Raw genomic sequence first — 18,217 nt, forward strand, 5'->3', positions numbered from 1 at the left:
GGAGGGCGCCGCCATGGTCACCCCCGTCGATGGCGCGCTGACGCCGGTCACCGCCTTCGCCCTGGTCGGAGCGCTCGGCGTCGGGTCGCAATGGCTGGCCTGGAAGCTGCGGCTGCCGGCCATCGTGTTGATGTTGCTGGCGGGGATCGTGATCGGCCCGGTGCTGGGGGTGTTCGATCCGGCCCGCGATATCGGCGATCTGATGGGGCCGATGATCTCCATCGCGGTGGCGATCATCCTGTTCGAGGGCGGGCTGACCCTGAATTTCCATTCGTTGGCGGGCGCGGCCGAAGGCGTGCGTCGGCTGGTGGTGCTGGGGGCGCCGCTGGGCTGGCTCAGCGCCACGCTGGCGCTGCATTTCGTCGCCGGGCTCGGCTGGGAAAGCGCCGCGGTTTTCGGTGGCATCCTGATCGTCACCGGGCCGACGGTGATCGCGCCGCTGCTGCGCACCGCCCGGCTGCAGAAACGCCCCTCGGCGCTGCTGCAGTGGGAGGCGATCGTCAACGATCCGGTGGGGGCGCTGGCGGCGGTGCTGGCCTTCGAGGTCGTGGTGGTGGTGCATGCCGACACCAGCGCCGCCCATGCGGTGTGGGAGCTGCTGCGCGGCATCGGTTTCGCGGCGCTGGTCGGTGTCTTCGGCGGCTGGGGCATCTCCCGCGCCTTCGACCGCGGTCAGGTCGCCGAATACATGAAGGTGCCGGTGCTGTTCGCGGCGCTGTTGGCGGGCTTTGCGCTGGCCGATGCGCTGTTGCACGAAAGCGGGCTGCTGACGGTGACCATCATGGGCATCTGGATCGCCAATGCCGGCCTGCCATCTTACGAGGAGATGCGGCGGTTCAAGGAACATGCCACCATCCTTCTGGTCTCCGGCGTGTTCATCCTGCTGGCCGCCGGCATGAACCTGGATACGCTGTCGATGCTGGACTGGCGCGCGGCGGCCTTCGTCGCGGCGCTGATCCTGATCGCCCGGCCGCTGCCGGTGCTGCTGGCGCTGGCGGGCACCAAAGTGCCGTTTCGCGAACGGCTGCTGGTGGCGTTGACCGGACCGCGCGGCGTGGTGCTGGTGGCGGTCGCCGGGCTGTTCGGCGAACGGCTGGTGGCGCTGGGGCTGGAGGATGCGGCCCGGATCGCACCGCTGGCCTTCGTCATCGTCGCCGCCACCGTGGTGCTGCATGGCTTCACCCTGGCACCGGTGGCGCGGCTGCTGGGGCTGACCGCCAAGGGCCGCGCCGGGGTGATTCTGGTCGGCGGCTCCGGCTTCTCCACCGCGCTGGGGGAGGTGCTGGAAAAGCTCGGGGTGCCGGTGCTGGTTTGCGATACCAATATCATCCGGCTGCGCGGCGCGCGAAATGCCGGGCTGCAGACCTTCTATGGCGACATCCTGTCGGAAAGCGCCGAGTTCGGGCTGGATCTGATCGGCTACGACCGGATCGTCGCGCTTAGCGAGAACGATGCCTACAACACGCTGGTGACCACCGATCTGGCGCCGGAATACGGCCGCGCCAATGTGTTCCAGTTGCGGCGCGAGACGCTCGACACCCGTCGCCACACGCTGCCCAGCACCCTGGGCGGGCGGCGGATCGCCGGTGGGTTGACCTATGGCGAGCTGAGCCGGCGGATGCATCAGGGCTGGCAGCTGCGCGCTACCCGGCTGAGCGCCGAATTCGGCTATCGCGCCTTCCGTGAGACGTTCCCCGATAGCGTGCTGGTCGGCGAGCTGCCGGAGAAGGGCGATCTGCGCCTGTTCGAACCGCGTGCGGACGACAGCGACCCGAAGCTGACCACCGGGGCGCAGGTGATCCACCTGGCGCCGCCGGAACCAGCCCCGGAGAAGGCGCCGGAAAGGAGGCCGGAAAAGGCCGCAGAAACCCCCTCGGAAACCGCTGCGAAAACGGCGCCGTCCTCCGGGACGGGGCCCGCCGATTCTGCCTAGCATTGACCTTGGTGGCAAAGCTGCTAGACCCGGCCCGCTCCACCAAGACCGCTCCGTGAAGGAAACCATGGTATGAACATCTTTGCCGATATCCGGGCGCTCGTGCTCGACACTCTGGCCGCAATGACCGCCGAAGGGCTGCTGCCCGAGGGGCTGTCGTTCGATAATGTCACGGTGGAGCCGCCGCGAGACGCGGCGCATGGGGATATGGCGACCAATGCCGCCATGGTGCTGGCCAAGCCGGCGAAGATGAAACCCCGCGATATCGCCGAGACGCTGGCGGGCCGGCTGGCCGCCGATGACCGTATCACCAGCGCCGAGGTCGCAGGTCCCGGCTTTCTGAACCTGCGGCTCGACCCGGGGTTGTGGCAGGGGCTGATCGGCCAGGTGCTGGCGCTGGGGGCCGATTACGGCCGCTCCGACATGGGGCATGGGCGCAAGATCAACGTCGAATATGTCTCGGCCAACCCGACCGGACCGCTGCATGTGGGCCACACCCGCGGTGCCGTCTTCGGCGATGCGCTGGCGAGCCTGCTGGATTACTCCGGCCACGACGTCACCCGCGAATATTACATCAACGACGGCGGCGCCCAGGTCGATGTGCTGGCCCGCTCGGTCTATCTGCGTTATCTTGAGGCGCTGGGGACCGAGGTCGATTTCCCCGATGGCACCTATCCCGGCGAATATCTGATCGAGGTCGGCAAGACCCTGGCTGAGGAGATCGGCAATCGCTATGTCGATCAACCGGAATCGGTCTGGCTGGAAGAGCTGCGCGATTATGCCACCGACAAGATGATGGCGCTGATCCGCGAGGATCTGAAGGCGCTCGGCGTCACCATGGATGTGTTCTTCTCGGAGAAATCGCTCTACGGCACCGGCCGGATCGAGGATGCGATCGAACATCTGCGGGCCAAGGGGCTGATCTATCGCGGCGTGCTGGAACCGCCGAAGGGCAAGACGCCGGAAGACTGGGAGCCGCGCGAGCAGACGCTGTTCAAATCCACCGCCCATGGCGACGATGTCGACCGGCCGATCATGAAGTCGGACGGCAGCTGGACCTATTTCGCTCCCGATATCGCCTATCACTACGACAAGGTCAGCCGCGGCTTTGACGAGCTGATCGATATCTTCGGCGCCGACCATGGCGGCTATGTCAAACGGATGAAGGCGGCGGTTTCGGCGCTCTCCGAAGGCAAGGTGCCGGTCGATATCAAGCTGACCCAGCTGGTGAAGCTGTGGAAGAACGGCGAGCCCTTCAAGATGTCGAAGCGGGCCGGCAACTTCGTTACCCTGCGCGATGTGGTCGATCAGGTCGGCCCCGACGTGACCCGTTTCGTCATGTTGACCCGCAAGAACGATGCGCCCCTCGACTTCGATTTCGACAAGGTGCTGGAGCAGAGCCGTGAGAACCCGGTGTTCTACGTGCAATATGCCCACGCCCGGGTGATGAGCGTGCTGCGCAAGGCCGCGGAGGCCGGCATCGCCGCCGATGACGCCGCGCTGGGGGCCGCCGATCTCTCTGGCATCGGCCATGAGGCCGAGCTGACGGTCGCCAAGAAGCTGGCCGAATGGCCGCGTCTGGTGGAAACCGCCGCCCGCGCCCATGAGCCGCATCGCGTGGCTTTCTACCTCTATGAACTGGCCGGCGATTTTCATGCGCTGTGGAATCGCGGCAACGATTTGCCCGAGCTGCGCTTCATCCAGGACGGGGATGTGGCGGGCAGTCAGGCAAAAATGGCCCTCGCACGTGCCGTATCCGTTGTTATTTCCGCCGGTCTTGGTATTCTTGGCGTAACGCCGGCGCAGGAGATGCGGTAACAAAACCGCCCGAACCGCCGGCCCGAGGCAGTTGCAAGTGAACCCGAGCGTGGGACCATACCCGCGCCGATGGGCAGTGAGGCGGACATGGCGGATATCGAGTACACCTACGACGTGTATGGGGAAGAGCTCTATGCTGAGGCTGAGCCGCAGCAGCAGGGCGAGGATGCGGCGCGCGCGCGGGACGGCGGGGCGCTGTCCCGGATCGTCAATATCGTTGGCGCGGTGGCCTCGGTCGCGCTGGTCGCGGGGGTCGGTGTCTGGGGCTACAAGCTGATGGTACGCGATGTCAGCGGGGTGCCGGTGGTGCGCGCTCTGGAAGGGCCGATGCGGGTGACGCCCGAGGACCCGGGCGGCCAGCTGGCCGACCATCAGGGGTTGGCGGTCAATGCGGTTGCCGCCGGTGGTACCGCCGAGGCCCCGCCTGAACGTCTGGCGCTGGCGCCGCGCGCGGTAGGGCTGACCGACGAAGACATGCCGATGGGCGAACTCTCCGGTACCGATGGCGCCGATACCACGCTGGCAGCCGGCGCGCCGGTCGATCCCGATGCGGTCGAGAAATTCCGCGATGGCTCCATCGACGCGCTGGTACGGCAGTTGACCGACGGGGTCGATCCGCTTTCTGACACCGAAACCGAGATCGCCAGCGACGGGGTTCGGCCCGGCGCGCTGGAGGACGACAGCGACAGCGCCGTCGAGATGGCGGCGATCGATCCGGCGGTTCTGGCCGCCCCCGGTTTGAAAATCTCGCTGCGGCCGATGTCGCGACCGGCGGAACTGAAACAGGCCGTTGCCCGTGCCGATGTGGCCGAGGCGCTGAACGGCGCCCAGAACGTGATGGCCTCCGCCGCCGATGTCGAGGTCGACGCCGGTTCGCTCAGCGCCGGCACCCGTCTGGCCCAGCTCGGCGCCTATGACAGCCCCGATGTGGCGCGCGAGGAGTGGAGCAAGCTGTTCTCCCGCTTCGGGGATTACATGGAAGGCAAGAAACGGGTGATCCAGAAGGCCAGCAGCGGCGGGCGCACCTTCTATCGGTTGCGCGCCATGGGTTTCGACGATCTGAGCGACGCACGGCGGTTCTGCTCGGCCCTGGTGGCCGAGAATGCCGACTGTATTCCGGTGACCGTGCGGTGAGCTTCGGCGCCACCATCCTCGATGCCGAGGGGCTGCGGCTGACGGCGGACGAGATTGCCCTGTTTCGCGACACCGATCCCTTCGGGTTCATCCTGTTCGCGCGCAATATCGACACGCCAGATCAGATCCGCGCGCTCTGCGATGACATGCGCGCGGCGGTCGGGCGCGAGGCGCCGATCCTGATCGATCAGGAGGGCGGCCGGGTCCAGCGGCTGCGCGCGCCGCTGTGGCGCGAGTGGCTGCCGCCGCTCGATCACGTCGCCGGCGCCGGCGTCGATGCCGAACGGGCGATGTTCCTGCGCTATCGGCTGATCGCGGCGGAGCTGCGCGATCTGGGGATCGACAGCGATTGCGCGCCGATGGCCGATCTGGCCGGTGCGGCGACGCATCCTTTTCTGAAGAACCGCTGTTATGGCTCCGATCCAGAGACGGTGGCGCGGCTGGCCCGCGCGGTGTCCGATGGGCTGATGGCCGGCGGTGTGTTGCCGGTGTTGAAGCATATCCCGGGCCATGGCCGGGCGACGCAGGACAGCCATTTCGATCTGCCCCATGTGGCGGCGCCGGAGGCCGAGCTGACGCTGACCGATTTCGCGGCCTTCCGCATGCTGAACGATCTGCCGATGGGGATGACCGCGCATCTGGTCTATGACGCCATCGATGATCGCCCGGCGACGTTGTCGCCGCCGGTGATGGCGCGCATCCGCGACGACATCGGCTTCGACGGGCTAATCATGACCGACGATATCTCGATGAAGGCGCTGCAGGGCGATCTGGCCGATCTGGCGCGCGCCTCGCTGGTCGCGGGCTGCGATGTGGTGCTGCTGTGCAATGCCACGCTGGCCGAGCGGCGGGCGGTGGCCGAGGCCGCCGGTGAGATGACCGAGGCCGCGCAAACCCGGGCTGAGGCGGCTCTGTCCCAGCGCCAGGCGCCCGAACCGCTTGACATTTCGGCCGCCGAAGACGAGCTTTCCCGCCTTATGGGCGGGCAGGTCTATGGCGGATAGAGATCTTTTCGAGGAAGACACGCTTTCGGTGACCGAGCGCCTCGCGGCGGAGGCGCTGATTGTGGATGTCGACGGGTTCGAAGGCCCGTTGGACGTGCTGCTGATGCTGTCGCGCACACAGAAAGTCGATCTGCGCAAGATCTCGGTTCTGCACCTGGCGCAGCAATATCTGACCTTCGTCGAGAAGGCCAAGGCGCTCAGGATCGAGCTGGCGGCCGACTATCTGGTGATGGCGGCCTGGCTGGCGTTCCTGAAGTCGCGGCTGCTGCTGCCCCCCGATCCGACCGAAGAGGGGCCCTCGGGCGAGGAACTGGCCGCGCATCTGGCCTTCCAGCTGGAACGGCTGCAGGCGATGCGAGATGTCGCCGCTCGGCTGATGGCGCGGGATCAGAAGGGGCGCGATTTCTTCGCGCGCGGCCAGGCGGAGGATGTGATGCGCATCCGCACCGTCACCTATTCGGCGACGCTGCTCGACCTGATGCAGGGCTATGCCCGGGTCCGCACGCGGGACGAATTCCGCCCCTTCGTGATGGACCGCCACAACGTCTTTACCATGGAACAGGCGCTGGACCGGATGCGCCCCTTGATCGGCTTTGCCGGCGACTGGACCGATATCACCAGCTATCTGCCCGACGGCTGGGAAACCGATCCGGTGCGCCGTCGCTCGGCCACGGCGGCGACCTTCGCCGCCTCGCTCGAGCTGGTCAAGGAGGGCCATATGGAAATCCGCCAGAGCGAGACCTTCGCCCCGATCCAGCTGCGCAGGAAGGACCAGAGAGAGTGAGTGAAGAGCAGGCAGAGGACACGCCGCAGGAAGAGAGCCTGTTCGAGGCACCGCCGATGGGTGAACAGGAACGCATGGTCGAGGCGGTGCTGTTCGCCAGCGCCGAGCCGGTCACCGTGCGGGAACTGGAGGCGCGGATGCCGCATGGCTGCGATCCGGCGGAGGCTCTGGCGCATCTGCGCAAACGCTACGAGGGGCGCGGCGTCCGCGTGGTGCGGGTGGGGGACGCCTGGGCGATCCGCACGGCGCCCGATCTGGGGTTTCTGATGCAGAAGGAAACCGTCGAGGTGCGCAAGTTGTCGCGCGCTGCCATCGAAACGCTGGCGATCATCGCCTATCATCAGCCCTGCACCCGCGCCGAGATCGAGGAGATCCGTGGCGTTTCGGTCAGCCGCGGCACCATCGACCAGCTGCTGGAGATGGAGTGGATCCGCTTCGGCCGCCGCAAGATGACTCCGGGTCGGCCGGTGACCTTCGTGGTGACGGAGACCTTCCTGGATCACTTCGGGCTGGAGACCGCCCGCGATCTGCCGGGGCTGAAGGAGCTGCGCGCCGCCGGCCTGCTGGAGAACCGGCCGCCGCCGGGCACCATCCCGCTGGGCCAGCGCGATGAGGACGAAGACGAGCTCAACAGCCCGGAATCCGGTCAGACCGAGCTTTTCGAAGATTGATTTTTCAGGAAACTTCCTCCCGCGCCCTGAAATCTTCGCATTTTCCCCCTAGGTAGAGGGCAAGCAGCGAAGGACACCCGAGATGAACCTGAACCAGATCATCAACATGGTGCTGCGGACCGTTCTGCGGCGCCTCATCCACACCGGGGTGAACAAGAGCATCGATGCGGCCGCCAATCTGGGCAAGCCCCGCAAGCCGCCGGCGCGCGGCGCGGCGGACCGCTATGGCATGGGCGCCGATGCGGAGACAGAGGCGGAGATGGAGACGCAGCGCAAACAGGCGGAGGAGCGGGAGCGGGTCCGGCAAATCCGCCAGGCCCGCCGCGCCGCCCGCGCCGGCAAGAACTGAGCGCTGGCCGGAGCTGACGTCCGACGTCTCTGACATGTCTCTGATCGGGGTCGAGCCCCTTGGCGGGATGCTCGTGCCGCGACGGGGTCAGCCGGCGCGGAAGTGCTTGGCGAGCTTCAGCCCCTGGCCTTGGTAATTCGACGCGATCCCGGCGCCATAGAGGCGGGTGGGCGGCTCTGCCATGCGTTCATAGACCAGCCGGCCGACGATCTGGCCGTGTTCCAGCACGAAGGGCGCCTCGTGGCAGCGGACCTCGAGCACGCCGCGAGCGCCCTCGCCACCGGCGCCGGCATGGCCGAACCCGGGGTCGAAGAAGCCGGCGTAATGCACCCGGAATTCCCCGACCATGGCCAGATAGGGCGCCATCTCGGCGGCATAGTCGGGCGGGATATGCACCGCCTCGCGGCTGACCAGGATATAGAAGGCGCCCGGGTCCAGGATGATATGGCCGTCGGTGGTGCGAATCTCTTCCCAGAATTCGCGCGGGTCATAGGCGCCGATCCGGTCGAGATCGATCACCCCGGTATGGGGCTTGGCGCGGTAGCCGACCAGATCGGACCCCCGGGGGTGCAGATCGACCGAGAATCCCAGGCCCTGCTCGATTACCGCTTCGCCATCGACGAGCGGTGTCTGCGCGTGCAGCGCCTTCAGTTCGGCGTCGCTCAGCGTGGCCTGTCCGCGACGGAAGCGGATCTGGTTGAGCCGCATGCCCGGCCGCACCAGTACCGAAAAGCTGCGCGGGCAGATCTCGGCATAGAGCGGGCCGGCGTAGCCGGCGGGAATGCGGTCGAACTCGGTGCCCTCGTCGATGATCGTGCGGGTCAGCAGATCGAGCCGCCCGGTCGAGCTCTTGGCATTGGCGACGGCGCTGATGTCGCCCGGCAGGGCAAGGGATTCGGCCAGCGGCACCAGATAGACGCAGCCCTTTTCCAGCACCGCGCCATTGGTCAGGTCGATGCGGTGCATTTCGAATTCGCTCAGCCGGTCCTCGACACTGCGGCCCTGGCCGGCGAGGAAGGAGGCGCGGATGCGATAGGCAACCGTGCCCAGCCGCAGATCGAGGCTGGCTGGCTGAATCTGTTCTTCCAGCACGGGCAGTGTGGCAGCGATAGTGCCGCTGTCCAGCATGTGGCGAATCTGATGATCGGGGCAAACGCCAGTCATAGGCCTGTCCTGTCCTGTTGTGGAAGGCGGCTGAAACGGTAACGCACGGTGATAATGGTCGGGCTAGCAGGACTCGAACCTGCGACCTTCCGTCCCCCAGACGGACGCGCTACCAGGCTGCGCCATAGCCCGACGTGGGGGTCTTCATACCGTTTTTGTGGGCAGGGGCAAGGGGGTAACATGCAGAATTATCATCCCCGGGTCGCTTTTTCCTGACGCTCGTACCAGTCGCGCAGCGCCCGCACGAAGGGGGCGATCCGGGCCGCCTGAAGACGGCTCAGGCGGTCGATCCCGGCGAGGTGGCCGAGCAGCCCGGGGGTATAGGACTGGGCGTCCTCATGCAGCGGATCGGCGATGGCGACAACGCGCAGCGACGGGGTCTGTTCGGGGGCCTGTGGCGGTGTCGCCATCGGAGAGGCCGGCCGGTCGGGGTTGAGAAATCCGGGCAGGGGGGCGGCGGTCGGGGTGTCCTCCGGCGCCGGCGTGACGGAGCCTTCCGCAGACACTTCTACCGGGTCGTCCGGGGCCTTGGCTGCTGCGGGGCTCTGGGCCTCAGGGGCAGGCTCGGGCGTTGCCGGTGCCGGCTCCGCGGTCGCGGCCTCTTCCGTCGTGAGCGATTCGCGCTCCGGCATGGTCTCCACCGGGGGAAGGCCTCCAGCCTCTGGTGTCGCCGATGTGATCTCCTCACCGGGAGAATCGCTTTCCTGCGCCGGGGCGGGATCGTCCAGCGGCAACATCTGCTGCGCTGAGGGCGGCTGTTCGGCCGGGGCCCGCGGTCGGCTGACGGCCGCATCGGCGATCGGCTTGGCCTTGAAGGCCACCACGGTGCCGCGCTCTTCCTGCGGCGGCGTCACATCCAGTGCGAAGGCATCTTCAACCGCCTCGCCATCGAGCGGGGGAGAGAGGCTGCTTACATGGGCAACCCCTTGCTCTCTCAGGATTTTCTGTACACCCTTGATGGTCATTCCATCGTCGTGCAGCAGCGTCTTGATGCCACCGATCAGCCGCATGTCGGACGGCCGGTAATAGCGCCGCCCGCCGGCCCGCTTGACCGGTTTCACCTGGGTGAACTTGCTTTCCCAGAACCGCAGGACATGCGCCTGCACCCCCAGCCAGGTCGCGACTTCGCTGATGGTGCGAAAGGCATCGGGGGACTTCGCCATCGTTTCAGAATCCGTTTAGTCCCGGTTCCCGGCGGCGACGCGGTCTTTCATCAGATGCGACGGGCGGAAGGTCAGCACGCGGCGCGGCTGAATCGGCACTTCCTCACCGGTTTTGGGGTTTCGTCCGATGCGCGCAGATTTTTCCCGCACGCTGAAAGTACCAAATGAAGAGATCTTCACCTGTTCGCCCCGCACCAGCGCATCGGAAATATGTTCCAGCATGCTTTCGACAAGCTGCGCGCTTTCGTTACGGGACAGGCCGACTTCGCGAAACACTGCTTCGCTCAGGTCCATCCTTGTCAAAGTCTTAGAGCTCATACCGTCCCCCGTAATGTTTCTTGAGCATAGGGGCAGGGCATTTTCCCTGTCAATATCAATGAATTGCAGGGGCGAGCTTCGGCGGAGCGGCAAGCTGGGCCGAGACCGGGCTTACCAGCGCAGAACCACCGCGCCCCAGGCCAGCCCGCCACCGATGGCCTCGGTCACCAGCAGGTCGCCCGGTTTGATCTGGCCGCGCGCCTTGCCCACCGACAGCGCCAGAGGGATCGAGGCCGCGGAGGTATTGCCATGGTCCTGAACAGTGACAACGACATTGTCCATCGACAGGCCCATTTTCTTGGCGGTGCCCTGGATGATCCGGATATTGGCCTGATGCGGCACGATCCAGTCGACGTCCGCGGCGCTGAGCCCGGCACTGGTCAGCGCGGTCTCGGCGGTCTGGGCCAGTTTGGCGACCGCATGGCGGAACACCTGGTTGCCCTGCATACGCAGGTGGCCGGAGGTGCCGGTCGACACGCCGCCATCGACATAGAGCAGGTCCTTGTAGCGGCCGTCGGAATTCAGATCGACGGCCAGAATGCCGCGATCGTCCGGGGTGCCGCCGCCCACCCGGGCCTCAAGGATCACCGCGCCGGCGCCATCGCCGAACAGAACGCAGGTGGAGCGGTCAGTCCAGTCCATGATGCGCGAGAATGTCTCGGCCCCAATCACCAGGATCCGCTGCGCCTGACCGGTCAGGATCATCGCATTGGCGGTCGACAGCGCATAGATGAAGCCGGCACAGACCGCCTGCACGTCGAAGGCGAAGCCATGGGTCAGCTCCAGCCGCGCCTGCACCATGGTCGCGACCGAGGGAAAGGTCAGGTCCGGGGTGGAGGTGGCCACGATCACCGCGTCGATATCCGTGGCCTTCAGCCCGGCATCGGTCAGCGCCGCCTCGGCGGCATGGGTGGCCAGATCCGAGGTGGTCTCGTCCTCGGCGGCAAAATGGCGGCGCTCGATCCCGGAGCGGGTGCGAATCCATTCGTCCGAGGTATCGAGGGTCTTTTCGAATTCCGAATTGGGAACGACGCGCTCGGGGAGATAATGTCCGACCCCGATTACCACGGAACGTTTCACCATAGTCTATGCCTGCCCTTCGCCGTCTTTTTCTTCGGCAGCGTCCTTGACGCTACGTCCTTCTGCATCTTGGGTAAGCTCTGCCGCGGATGCAACCCGTGCCGCGAGCTTTTCGGCAAAGCCGGACTGCGCCAGCTGGAAGGCCATCTTGATCGCGGCGGAGACGCTGGTGGCATCCGAGCCGCCGTGGGACTTGACCACCGTGCCGTTCAGCCCGAGGAACACGCCGCCATTGGCACGCCGCGGGTCGATACGTTTCTTCAGCCGCTGCAGCGAGGTGATCGCCAGGACAGAGGCCAGCCGCGACAGCAGCGAATAGCGGAACGCCTCGCGCAGGGCCTGGCCGATCATGCTGGCGGTGCCTTCGCCGGTCTTGATCGCGACATTGCCGGTAAAGCCGTCGGTCACGATCACATCGGCCACATCGCCGGGAATATCGCTGCCTTCGACGAAGCCGACGAAATCGAAGCTGGCCTTGTCGGCGAACTGGGTGATCAGCGCATGCGCCTCTTTCAGCTCGGGCCGGCCCTTGTGTTCCTCGGTGCCGACGTTCAGCAGGCCGATGCGCGGGCGCCGCAGATTCATCCCGTTGCGGGCGTAGGAGGCGCCCATCATCGCATATTGCAGCAGGTCGCGGGCATCGGCACGCACATCGGCGCCGACATCCAGCATCAGGTTGAACCCCTGCGGGTTGCGGGATGGCCAGTGAATCGCGATGGCGGGACGGGAGATGCCGGGCAGGCGGCGCAGGCAGAGCATGCTCAGCGCCATCAGCGCACCGGTATTGCCGCAGGACACCGCGCCATGGGCGTCGCCGTCGCGCACGGCTTCGACCGCGGCCCACATCGAGGTGCCGCGGCCGTGCCGCATGATATGGCTGGGCTTGTCCTCCATGGTGACCACATCGGTCACGTCATGAAAGGCCACGCGCCCGGTCAGGGACCGACGCTTGGCGACCAGCGGTTTCAGCTGGTCTTCGGGCCCATGCAGGATGAAGCCTATATCCGGGTTCTTGCGGGCGGAGAGATCCATCCCCGCCACGACCACTCCAGGGCCGGCATCGCCCCCCATGGCATCGACCGATATGACGATTCGTCCGGCCGGCTGGCTGGACGTTTCAGACATCTGGTCGGGCATGGAGGTCATGCGCGGCAACGTCTGGTGTGGCTCAAGCCGCGTCTTCGTCCAGCTCGATCTCGTCGGTCATGGCGACGACTTCACGGTCGTCGTAATGGCCGCAGGACGGGCACACGTGGTGCGGACGCTTCAGCTCGCCACAGTTGGAGCACTCGTTGGGGTTTGCAGCAACCAGAGCGTCATGCGCACGGCGGTTGTTGCGGCGCGACTTGGAAACTTTGTTCTGTTGGACAGCCATGTCTCAACCCTTGTCTGATCTGGGGCTCCGAGCGGTCTCGCGAGCCGTGTTTCGATTCCGTGTGATACGGCGTGACGTGCGTTTAGGCCGGGGCCTGCGGCTTGTCCAACCCTAAATCCGATGAGCGGGCGAAAATACTGCGAATTCCTGCCGGCGCAAGCGGTTTTTCGGGGAATGGAGGGGGAAATCCCGCCGCGGCGGTGCTGCCGTCGGGGCCGGTCGGATCGGGTTGCCTGCGGCGGTGGCGGGGACGGAGACGCAGCCCGAAGGCGTCACTCCTCGCCCTTCAGCGCGTCGCGCAGCCCGGCGAGGCCGGCGAAGGGGCGGGTGTCCTCGTCGCGCATCGGCACCTGGCCCGGCGCGGTATAGACAGCTTCGCCCAGTTCGGCACCCTCCTTGCGGGGATAGAGCGGCAGCGCCAGCGCCAGCGCCTCGGTCATCACCGTCCAGGGATCGATGGTCGCGCCCAGAAGTTCGGTGTTGTCGTCCTCGGGCATCTCCACCTCGGCGCCATCGGGATCGGGCAGGTCGGCGACAAACCGCCGCTCGACCTCGCTGTCGATCCGGGTGGTGACCGGCTCCAGCGTGACCACGCAGGGCTGGACCACCGTGGCACCCAGCTTGCCGACCAGCTTCCAGTCGCGCTTGCCCTGGGCGGCGACCCGTCCAGAGAAGTGCAATTTGCGCACCGCGCTGATCCCCAGTTCCTCCGCCAGCGCCCGGCGGGCGTCCTCATCGGGCGTCAGATCGAAGGCTGTGGCGGCGTTCTGGGGCAGATCGGCCACCCGCAGGGCATGGGACTGGGTCATCGTCGTCTCTCGGGCTTCGTAGAAGGGAGGTGGCACATGAACTTGAACCACGTGCGCAGTTTATATAATCGGAGGAGCAGGCACATTAAAGCCAAGGCGAGAGGGCAGTCATGACCGCATTTTTCCCACAGCTCAAGACGGGCCTGCGTGCGACGCTGGTCGGAGCGGCGATGCTGGGCATGGCTGGCTGCGTTGCGATCTATCGCAACCACGGTTACGTGCCGCCGCAGGACGAGCTGGACAGCATCCGCCTCGGTGCCGACAGCCGCGACGCGGTGCTGGAGAAGCTGGGGCCGCCGACCTCGACCGGGGTGCTGAAGGACAGCGCGCTCTATTATGTCGAAAGCCGGATGCGCCACTACGGTGCCACCGCCCCCAAGGTGGTGTCGCGGGAAGTCGTGGCGGTGAGTTTCGACGCGCGCGGCACGGTCAGCGGGATCGAGCGCTATGGCCTCGAAGACGGCAAGGTGGTGCCGCTGCAGCGGCGGGTGACCAGCTCCAGCGTCGAAGACAAGACCTTCCTGCGTCAGCTGCTGGGCAACCTCGGCCGGTTCAACCCGGGCAACATGCTGGAAGAGTGATCCGCATCGGCGCCGACGGTTCCGGTGCGGGCCGGTCGGCGGTGATCTGAAGCGGCGATCCCGAGCCGGAGCGACGCGCCTCTCCGGGCGCGTCACCGCGCTGTCACACCTTGTGTGCTAAGGGCGGCGCGTCTACCTTCCCGGCGTGAGCTTGCGGAGAGCGCAATGTCCCTTTTGACCAAAGGCCGATACCGGGCCAGCCTGGCCACCCGCGCCGAGGAGATCGCCGAGGCTCAGGCCCTGCGCACCCGGGCGTTCCGGACGGCGGCACCAGATCGTGACGGATTCGACGACATCTGCCATCATGTGCTGGTCCGCGATCAGCGCAGCGGCGCGCTGGTCTGCTGTTTCCGCATGCTGGTGCTGGAAGGTGGCGGCGATCTGGACCGCAGCTACTCCGCCCAGTTCTACGAGCTTGAGGGGCTGCGCAGCTTTCCCGGCCGGATGGTCGAGATGGGGCGATTCTGCATCGACCCGGAACGGCACGATCCCGATATCCTGCGGGTGGCCTGGGGGGCGATGACCCGCTTCGTCGATGCGGAAGGGGTGGAGATGCTGTTCGGCTGTTCCTCCTTTGCCGGGACCGAGACAGACGACTACCTCGATGCCTTCGCGATGCTGAAACACCGTCATCTGGGGCCGAAACGCTGGTTGCCGCGGGTCAAGGCGCCGGATGTCTTTCGCTTCGCCGCTCGGCTCAGGCGCAAGCCGGATGCGAAAAAGGCGATGCTCAGGATGCCGCCCTTGCTGCGCACCTATCTGCTGATGGGGGGCTGGGTCAGCGATCACGCGGTGGTCGACCGGCAGATGAACACGCTGCATGTCTTCACCGGGCTGGAGATCGGGGCGATTCCCCCCGCCCGCAAGCGGCTGTTGCGCGCCGTCGCCGGCTGAGGCCGTTCCGGATAGCGCGGCAGGAGATTGACGGCGCCCGCCGGCGCGGATAGCTGGCAGATATGGCACGTATACCTCTTCTTCAGCTCAACGACATCTCCCTGACCTTCGGCGGGGAGCCGGTGTTCTCAGACCTCGACCTGGTGGTGCAGCCCAGCGACCGGGTGGCGCTGGTCGGGCGCAACGGATCGGGGAAATCCACCCTGATGAAGGTGATGGCCGGGTTGGTGGAGCCCGATCAGGGCGAGGTGATCGTCGGCCCCGGTGTGTCGGTCGGCTATATGGAACAGGACCCGGACATGGCCGGCTATGCCACGCTGGGCGATTTCGCCAGCGCCGGGCTGGCGCCGGGCGATCTCTACAAGGTCGAACGCGCCGGCGAGGGGCTGAAATTCGATCCTGCCCGTCCGGTGGGAACCGCCTCGGGCGGGGAGCGGCGGCGCGCGGCGCTGGCGCGGCTGATGGCAGAGGCGCCGGAGCTGATGCTGCTGGACGAGCCGACCAACCACCTGGATATCGAGGCGATCGGCTGGCTGGAACGCGAACTGGCCGCCACCCGCGCCGGCTTCGTGCTGATCAGCCACGACCGCGCATTCCTGCGCAACCTGACCCGCGCGACGCTGTGGATCGACCGGGGGCAGGTGCGGCGGCAGGAGAAGGGGTTCGAGCATTTCGAGGCCTGGCGCGACGCGCTCTGGGACGAAGAGGACATGCAGCGCCACAAGCTGGACCGGCTGATCAAGTCCGAGGGTCGCTGGGCCGTCGAGGGCATCAGCGCCCGGCGCAAGCGCAACCAGGGCCGGGTGCGGGCGCTGCAGGCGCTCCGGGCCGAGCGGGCGGCGCAGATCAAACGCCAGGGCACCGCGGCCATGGCGCTGGAGGCGGGTCCGAAATCCGGCCGCAAGGTCATTGAGGCTGACAATATTTCAAAGACTTACGGCGAAAAGATCATTCTGCGCGACTTCTCGATCCAGATTCAGCGCGGCGACCGGGTGGCTTTTGTCGGCCCCAATGGCGCGGGCAAGACGACGCTGCTGAAACTGCTGCTGGGCGAGGTCACGCCGGACAGCGGCAGCGTGAAACTCGGCACCAATCTGGAGATCGCGGTCTTCGATCAGGCGCGCGCCCAGCTCGACCCCGACGCAACGCTGTGGGAAAGCCTGACCGGCGATCCGGCGATGCGCGTGGCCGGAAAATCCGATCAGGTGATGGTGCGCGGCGTGCCGAAACATGTGGTGGCCTATCTCAAGGATTTCCTGTTCGACGAACGCCAGGCGCGGGCGCCGGTGCGCTCGCTCTCGGGCGGGGAGAAGGCGCGTCTGCTGCTGGCGCGGCTGATGGCGCAGAGCTCGAACCTGCTGGTGCTGGACGAACCGACGAACGATCTGGATGTGGAGACGCTGGACCTGCTGCAGGAGCTCCTGGACGACTACGACGGCACCGTTCTGCTGGTCAGCCACGACCGTGATTTCCTCGACCGGGTGGCGGCGACCACGGTGGCGATGGAAGGCGACGGGCGCGCCACCATCTACGCCGGCGGCTGGTCGGACTATCAGGCGCAAAGGCCCGATAGCGCGCCGGAAAAGGCTGAGAAAGCAAAGGTCAAGGCGGCGAAGATCAAGCAGGAGGTCAAGCCGAAGGCGGGGCTTTCCTTCACCGAGAAGCACCGACTGGACGCCTTGCCGGCGGAGATAGAACGGCTGGAGGCGGAGATCGCCAAGCTCGAAGAGCTGATGGCCGATCCCGAGCTCTACAGCCGCGAGCCGGTCAAGTTCCAGAAAGCGACCGAAGCGCTGGTGCAGCGGCAGCAGAAACTGTCCGCCGCCGAGGAGGAATGGCTGGAGCTGGAGGAGAAGGCCGCCGCCGGCTGATCCCGCCGGCCCGGTTCAGCCCTGCCGGGCGCCGCCCGGCCGGCCCCGCAGGACGATGACCAGCGCGGTCGCCACCGCGAATCCGGCCCCGGCCAGAAAGGTGGCCGAGGGGCCGAGCCGGTCCCACAACAGCCCGGCGATCACGCTGGCCGCCAGCATCGCGCCGCCGGTGGCGGAATTATACAGCCCGAAGGCCGACCCCCGCAGCGTTTCGGGCGCATGCTGCGCCACCAGCTTCGACATCAGCCCCTGGGTCAGCGCCATATGCACCCCCCAGAGCCCGAGCCCGACGAAGGTCCAGATCAGGCCGGGGGCGAAGGCCAGCAGCAGATCGGCGCCCAGCAGCGCGGCCAGGCCGGTCAGCAACAATGTCGTGGGCGCGGCGCTGTCGGACCAGGCCCCGGCCGGATAGGCGCCGAGCGCATAGACCACATTCATCGTCACCAGCACCAGCGGCGCCAGCATCAAGGGCAGCCCCTGGTCATGCGCCTTCAGGACCAGAAACGCCTCGCTGAACCGGGCGAGGGTGAAGAGCACCCCGATCAGCACCAGCCCCCAGAAGGCGGGGCCGAAGCGGCGGATATCGGCCAGCCGGATCGGCGGCGCTCGGCGCTCGGCCTGCGGTCCCGCGGCACGGTCCTCCACCCCCAGCAGCACACAGGCGACGGCGATCAGCCCGGGCAGGATGGCGACCCAGAAGACCGCGCGCATGTTGTCTGAAAACAGCGCCATCAGCGCGATCGCCAGCAGTGGCCCGAGAAAGGCGCCGGCAGTGTCCATCCCCTGGCGCAGCCCGTAGGCGCGGCCGCGAATCTCCGGCGCCACCACATCGGCGATCAGCGCGTCGCGCGGCGCGCCGCGAATGCCCTTGCCGATCCGGTCGACGAAGCGGGCGGCCAGAACCGGCGCCGGGGCGGCGGCCAGGGCGAAGAAGGGTTTCGACAGCGCCCCCATCCCATAGCCGATCAGAATCAGCGGTTTGCGCCGGCCGATCCGGTCGGAGAGATAGCCGGAGAACACCTTGACCAGCGCCGCCGTTGCCTCCGCCACGCCTTCGAGGATACCGACGAAGACCACGCTGGCGCCCAGCGTCGTGGTCAGAAACAGCGGCAGAAGCGCGTGGATCATCTCTGAGGAGATGTCCATGAACAGGCTCACCAGGCCGAGCGCCCAGATGGTGCGGGGAATGGCCGGCCGCCGTGCGGCCTCAGGCAGGGGATCCGTCATCACGGGCAGCGGTCCGGTCCAGGGGGTCACGTCCATGACCCT

18 protein-coding genes and 1 tRNA gene are annotated in these 18,217 nt (G+C 66.8%); 10 read left to right on the forward strand and 9 right to left on the reverse strand.

Annotated features, from left to right (window positions below):
* The first annotated feature begins 13 nt into the window (after positions 1-13).
* The 7 genes from QO033_RS01550 (at position 14) to QO033_RS01580 (ending at position 7,693) form a co-directional block, all read left to right on the forward strand.
* Complete coding sequence (locus QO033_RS01550) at positions 14-1,933, forward strand: cation:proton antiporter (RefSeq protein WP_284479156.1); 1,920 nt, start codon at positions 14-16, stop codon at positions 1,931-1,933.
* A gap of 72 nt (positions 1,934-2,005) precedes the next feature.
* On the forward strand, positions 2,006-3,751 hold the full coding sequence (argS, locus tag QO033_RS01555) for an arginine--tRNA ligase (protein ID WP_284479157.1): 1,746 nt from the start codon (positions 2,006-2,008) through the stop codon (positions 3,749-3,751).
* Between the two features lie 87 nt (positions 3,752-3,838).
* Positions 3,839-4,885: an SPOR domain-containing protein gene (locus QO033_RS01560; RefSeq protein WP_284479158.1), complete on the forward strand. Its 1,047-nt coding sequence runs from the start codon at positions 3,839-3,841 to the stop codon at positions 4,883-4,885.
* Positions 4,882-5,889 carry a beta-N-acetylhexosaminidase gene (gene nagZ, locus QO033_RS01565; RefSeq protein WP_284479159.1) on the forward strand — a complete coding sequence of 336 codons (1,008 nt, stop codon included), beginning with the start codon at positions 4,882-4,884 and terminating at the stop codon, positions 5,887-5,889. Before QO033_RS01560 ends, nagZ begins: the two co-directional genes overlap by 4 nt.
* The gene (locus QO033_RS01570; RefSeq protein WP_284479160.1) at positions 5,879-6,673 is read left to right on the forward strand and encodes a segregation and condensation protein A; all 795 of its coding nucleotides are present in this window, start codon (positions 5,879-5,881) and stop codon (positions 6,671-6,673) included. The genes nagZ and QO033_RS01570 overlap by 11 nt, the downstream gene beginning before the upstream one ends.
* 56 nt (positions 6,674-6,729) lie before the next feature.
* Entirely contained in the window at positions 6,730-7,344 is a 615-nt protein-coding gene (gene scpB / locus QO033_RS01575; protein WP_284479374.1) for an SMC-Scp complex subunit ScpB, read from the forward strand.
* 82 nt (positions 7,345-7,426) lie between these two features.
* A complete protein-coding gene (locus tag QO033_RS01580; protein ID WP_284479161.1) occupies positions 7,427-7,693 on the forward strand; it encodes a hypothetical protein in 267 nt (88 codons plus the stop codon).
* Positions 7,694-7,780: 87 nt separating this feature from the next.
* Here QO033_RS01580 and QO033_RS01585 read toward each other — a convergent pair whose 3' ends face one another.
* From QO033_RS01585 to QO033_RS01620, 8 genes are all read right to left on the reverse strand, one after another.
* On the reverse strand, positions 7,781-8,857 hold the full coding sequence (locus QO033_RS01585; RefSeq protein WP_284479162.1) for a 2'-deoxycytidine 5'-triphosphate deaminase: 1,077 nt from the start codon (positions 8,855-8,857) through the stop codon (positions 7,781-7,783).
* Between the two features lie 55 nt (positions 8,858-8,912).
* Positions 8,913-8,989, reverse strand: a tRNA-Pro gene (locus tag QO033_RS01590).
* Between the two features lie 59 nt (positions 8,990-9,048).
* Complete coding sequence (locus QO033_RS01595) at positions 9,049-10,020, reverse strand: MerR family transcriptional regulator (RefSeq protein WP_284479163.1); 972 nt, start codon at positions 10,018-10,020, stop codon at positions 9,049-9,051.
* A gap of 15 nt (positions 10,021-10,035) precedes the next feature.
* Positions 10,036-10,338, reverse strand: coding sequence for an integration host factor subunit alpha (ihfA, locus tag QO033_RS01600; RefSeq protein ID WP_284479164.1), 303 nt, complete (start codon positions 10,336-10,338; stop codon positions 10,036-10,038).
* A gap of 111 nt (positions 10,339-10,449) precedes the next feature.
* The gene (locus QO033_RS01605; protein ID WP_284479165.1) at positions 10,450-11,421 is read right to left on the reverse strand and encodes a beta-ketoacyl-ACP synthase III; all 972 of its coding nucleotides are present in this window, start codon (positions 11,419-11,421) and stop codon (positions 10,450-10,452) included.
* A gap of 3 nt (positions 11,422-11,424) precedes the next feature.
* Positions 11,425-12,564 carry a phosphate acyltransferase PlsX gene (plsX, locus tag QO033_RS01610; protein WP_284479166.1) on the reverse strand — a complete coding sequence of 380 codons (1,140 nt, stop codon included), beginning with the start codon at positions 12,562-12,564 and terminating at the stop codon, positions 11,425-11,427.
* 22 nt (positions 12,565-12,586) lie between these two features.
* Positions 12,587-12,793 carry a 50S ribosomal protein L32 gene (rpmF, locus tag QO033_RS01615; protein ID WP_284479167.1) on the reverse strand — a complete coding sequence of 69 codons (207 nt, stop codon included), beginning with the start codon at positions 12,791-12,793 and terminating at the stop codon, positions 12,587-12,589.
* Between the two features lie 272 nt (positions 12,794-13,065).
* Entirely contained in the window at positions 13,066-13,602 is a 537-nt protein-coding gene (locus QO033_RS01620; RefSeq protein ID WP_284479168.1) for a YceD family protein, read from the reverse strand.
* A gap of 110 nt (positions 13,603-13,712) precedes the next feature.
* Between QO033_RS01620 and QO033_RS01625 the strand changes: the two genes are divergently transcribed.
* The 3 genes from QO033_RS01625 (at position 13,713) to QO033_RS01635 (ending at position 16,948) form a co-directional block, all read left to right on the forward strand.
* Positions 13,713-14,183 carry an outer membrane protein assembly factor BamE gene (locus QO033_RS01625; RefSeq protein ID WP_284479169.1) on the forward strand — a complete coding sequence of 157 codons (471 nt, stop codon included), beginning with the start codon at positions 13,713-13,715 and terminating at the stop codon, positions 14,181-14,183.
* A gap of 165 nt (positions 14,184-14,348) precedes the next feature.
* Entirely contained in the window at positions 14,349-15,077 is a 729-nt protein-coding gene (locus QO033_RS01630) for a GNAT family N-acetyltransferase (protein ID WP_284479170.1), read from the forward strand.
* Between the two features lie 62 nt (positions 15,078-15,139).
* Positions 15,140-16,948, forward strand: a complete 1,809-nt coding sequence (locus QO033_RS01635; protein ID WP_284479171.1) for an ABC-F family ATP-binding cassette domain-containing protein — start codon at positions 15,140-15,142, stop codon at positions 16,946-16,948.
* 15 nt (positions 16,949-16,963) lie between these two features.
* Here the strand turns inward: QO033_RS01635 and QO033_RS01640 are convergent, their stop codons facing one another.
* Positions 16,964-18,175: an MFS transporter gene (locus QO033_RS01640; RefSeq protein ID WP_284479172.1), complete on the reverse strand. Its 1,212-nt coding sequence runs from the start codon at positions 18,173-18,175 to the stop codon at positions 16,964-16,966.
* Between the last annotated feature and the right edge of the window lie 42 nt (positions 18,176-18,217).

This window comes from Pseudodonghicola flavimaris (genome assembly GCF_030164425.1).
GTDB classification, from domain to species: Bacteria; Pseudomonadota; Alphaproteobacteria; order Rhodobacterales; family Rhodobacteraceae; genus Pseudodonghicola; species Pseudodonghicola flavimaris.

What these genes read in the sequence shown, in the direction of transcription:
- QO033_RS01550 (WP_284479156.1), top strand. Translation starts at nt 14, where the DNA reads ATGGTCACCCCCGTCGATGGCGCGCTGACGCCGGTCACCGCCTTCGCC.
- argS (WP_284479157.1), top strand. Translation starts at nt 2,006, where the DNA reads ATGAACATCTTTGCCGATATCCGGGCGCTCGTGCTCGACACTCTGGCC.
- QO033_RS01560 (WP_284479158.1), top strand. Translation starts at nt 3,839, where the DNA reads ATGGCGGATATCGAGTACACCTACGACGTGTATGGGGAAGAGCTCTAT.
- QO033_RS01570 (WP_284479160.1), top strand. Translation starts at nt 5,879, where the DNA reads ATGGCGGATAGAGATCTTTTCGAGGAAGACACGCTTTCGGTGACCGAG.
- scpB (WP_284479374.1), top strand. Translation starts at nt 6,730, where the DNA reads ATGGGTGAACAGGAACGCATGGTCGAGGCGGTGCTGTTCGCCAGCGCC.
- QO033_RS01580 (WP_284479161.1), top strand. Translation starts at nt 7,427, where the DNA reads ATGAACCTGAACCAGATCATCAACATGGTGCTGCGGACCGTTCTGCGG.
- QO033_RS01585 (WP_284479162.1), bottom strand. Translation starts at nt 8,857, where the DNA reads ATGACTGGCGTTTGCCCCGATCATCAGATTCGCCACATGCTGGACAGC.
- QO033_RS01595 (WP_284479163.1), bottom strand. Translation starts at nt 10,020, where the DNA reads ATGGCGAAGTCCCCCGATGCCTTTCGCACCATCAGCGAAGTCGCGACC.
- ihfA (WP_284479164.1), bottom strand. Translation starts at nt 10,338, where the DNA reads ATGAGCTCTAAGACTTTGACAAGGATGGACCTGAGCGAAGCAGTGTTT.
- QO033_RS01605 (WP_284479165.1), bottom strand. Translation starts at nt 11,421, where the DNA reads ATGGTGAAACGTTCCGTGGTAATCGGGGTCGGACATTATCTCCCCGAG.
- plsX (WP_284479166.1), bottom strand. Translation starts at nt 12,564, where the DNA reads ATGACCTCCATGCCCGACCAGATGTCTGAAACGTCCAGCCAGCCGGCC.
- rpmF (WP_284479167.1), bottom strand. Translation starts at nt 12,793, where the DNA reads ATGGCTGTCCAACAGAACAAAGTTTCCAAGTCGCGCCGCAACAACCGC.
- QO033_RS01620 (WP_284479168.1), bottom strand. Translation starts at nt 13,602, where the DNA reads ATGACCCAGTCCCATGCCCTGCGGGTGGCCGATCTGCCCCAGAACGCC.
- QO033_RS01625 (WP_284479169.1), top strand. Translation starts at nt 13,713, where the DNA reads ATGACCGCATTTTTCCCACAGCTCAAGACGGGCCTGCGTGCGACGCTG.
- QO033_RS01630 (WP_284479170.1), top strand. Translation starts at nt 14,349, where the DNA reads ATGTCCCTTTTGACCAAAGGCCGATACCGGGCCAGCCTGGCCACCCGC.
- QO033_RS01635 (WP_284479171.1), top strand. Translation starts at nt 15,140, where the DNA reads ATGGCACGTATACCTCTTCTTCAGCTCAACGACATCTCCCTGACCTTC.
- QO033_RS01640 (WP_284479172.1), bottom strand. Translation starts at nt 18,175, where the DNA reads ATGACGGATCCCCTGCCTGAGGCCGCACGGCGGCCGGCCATTCCCCGC.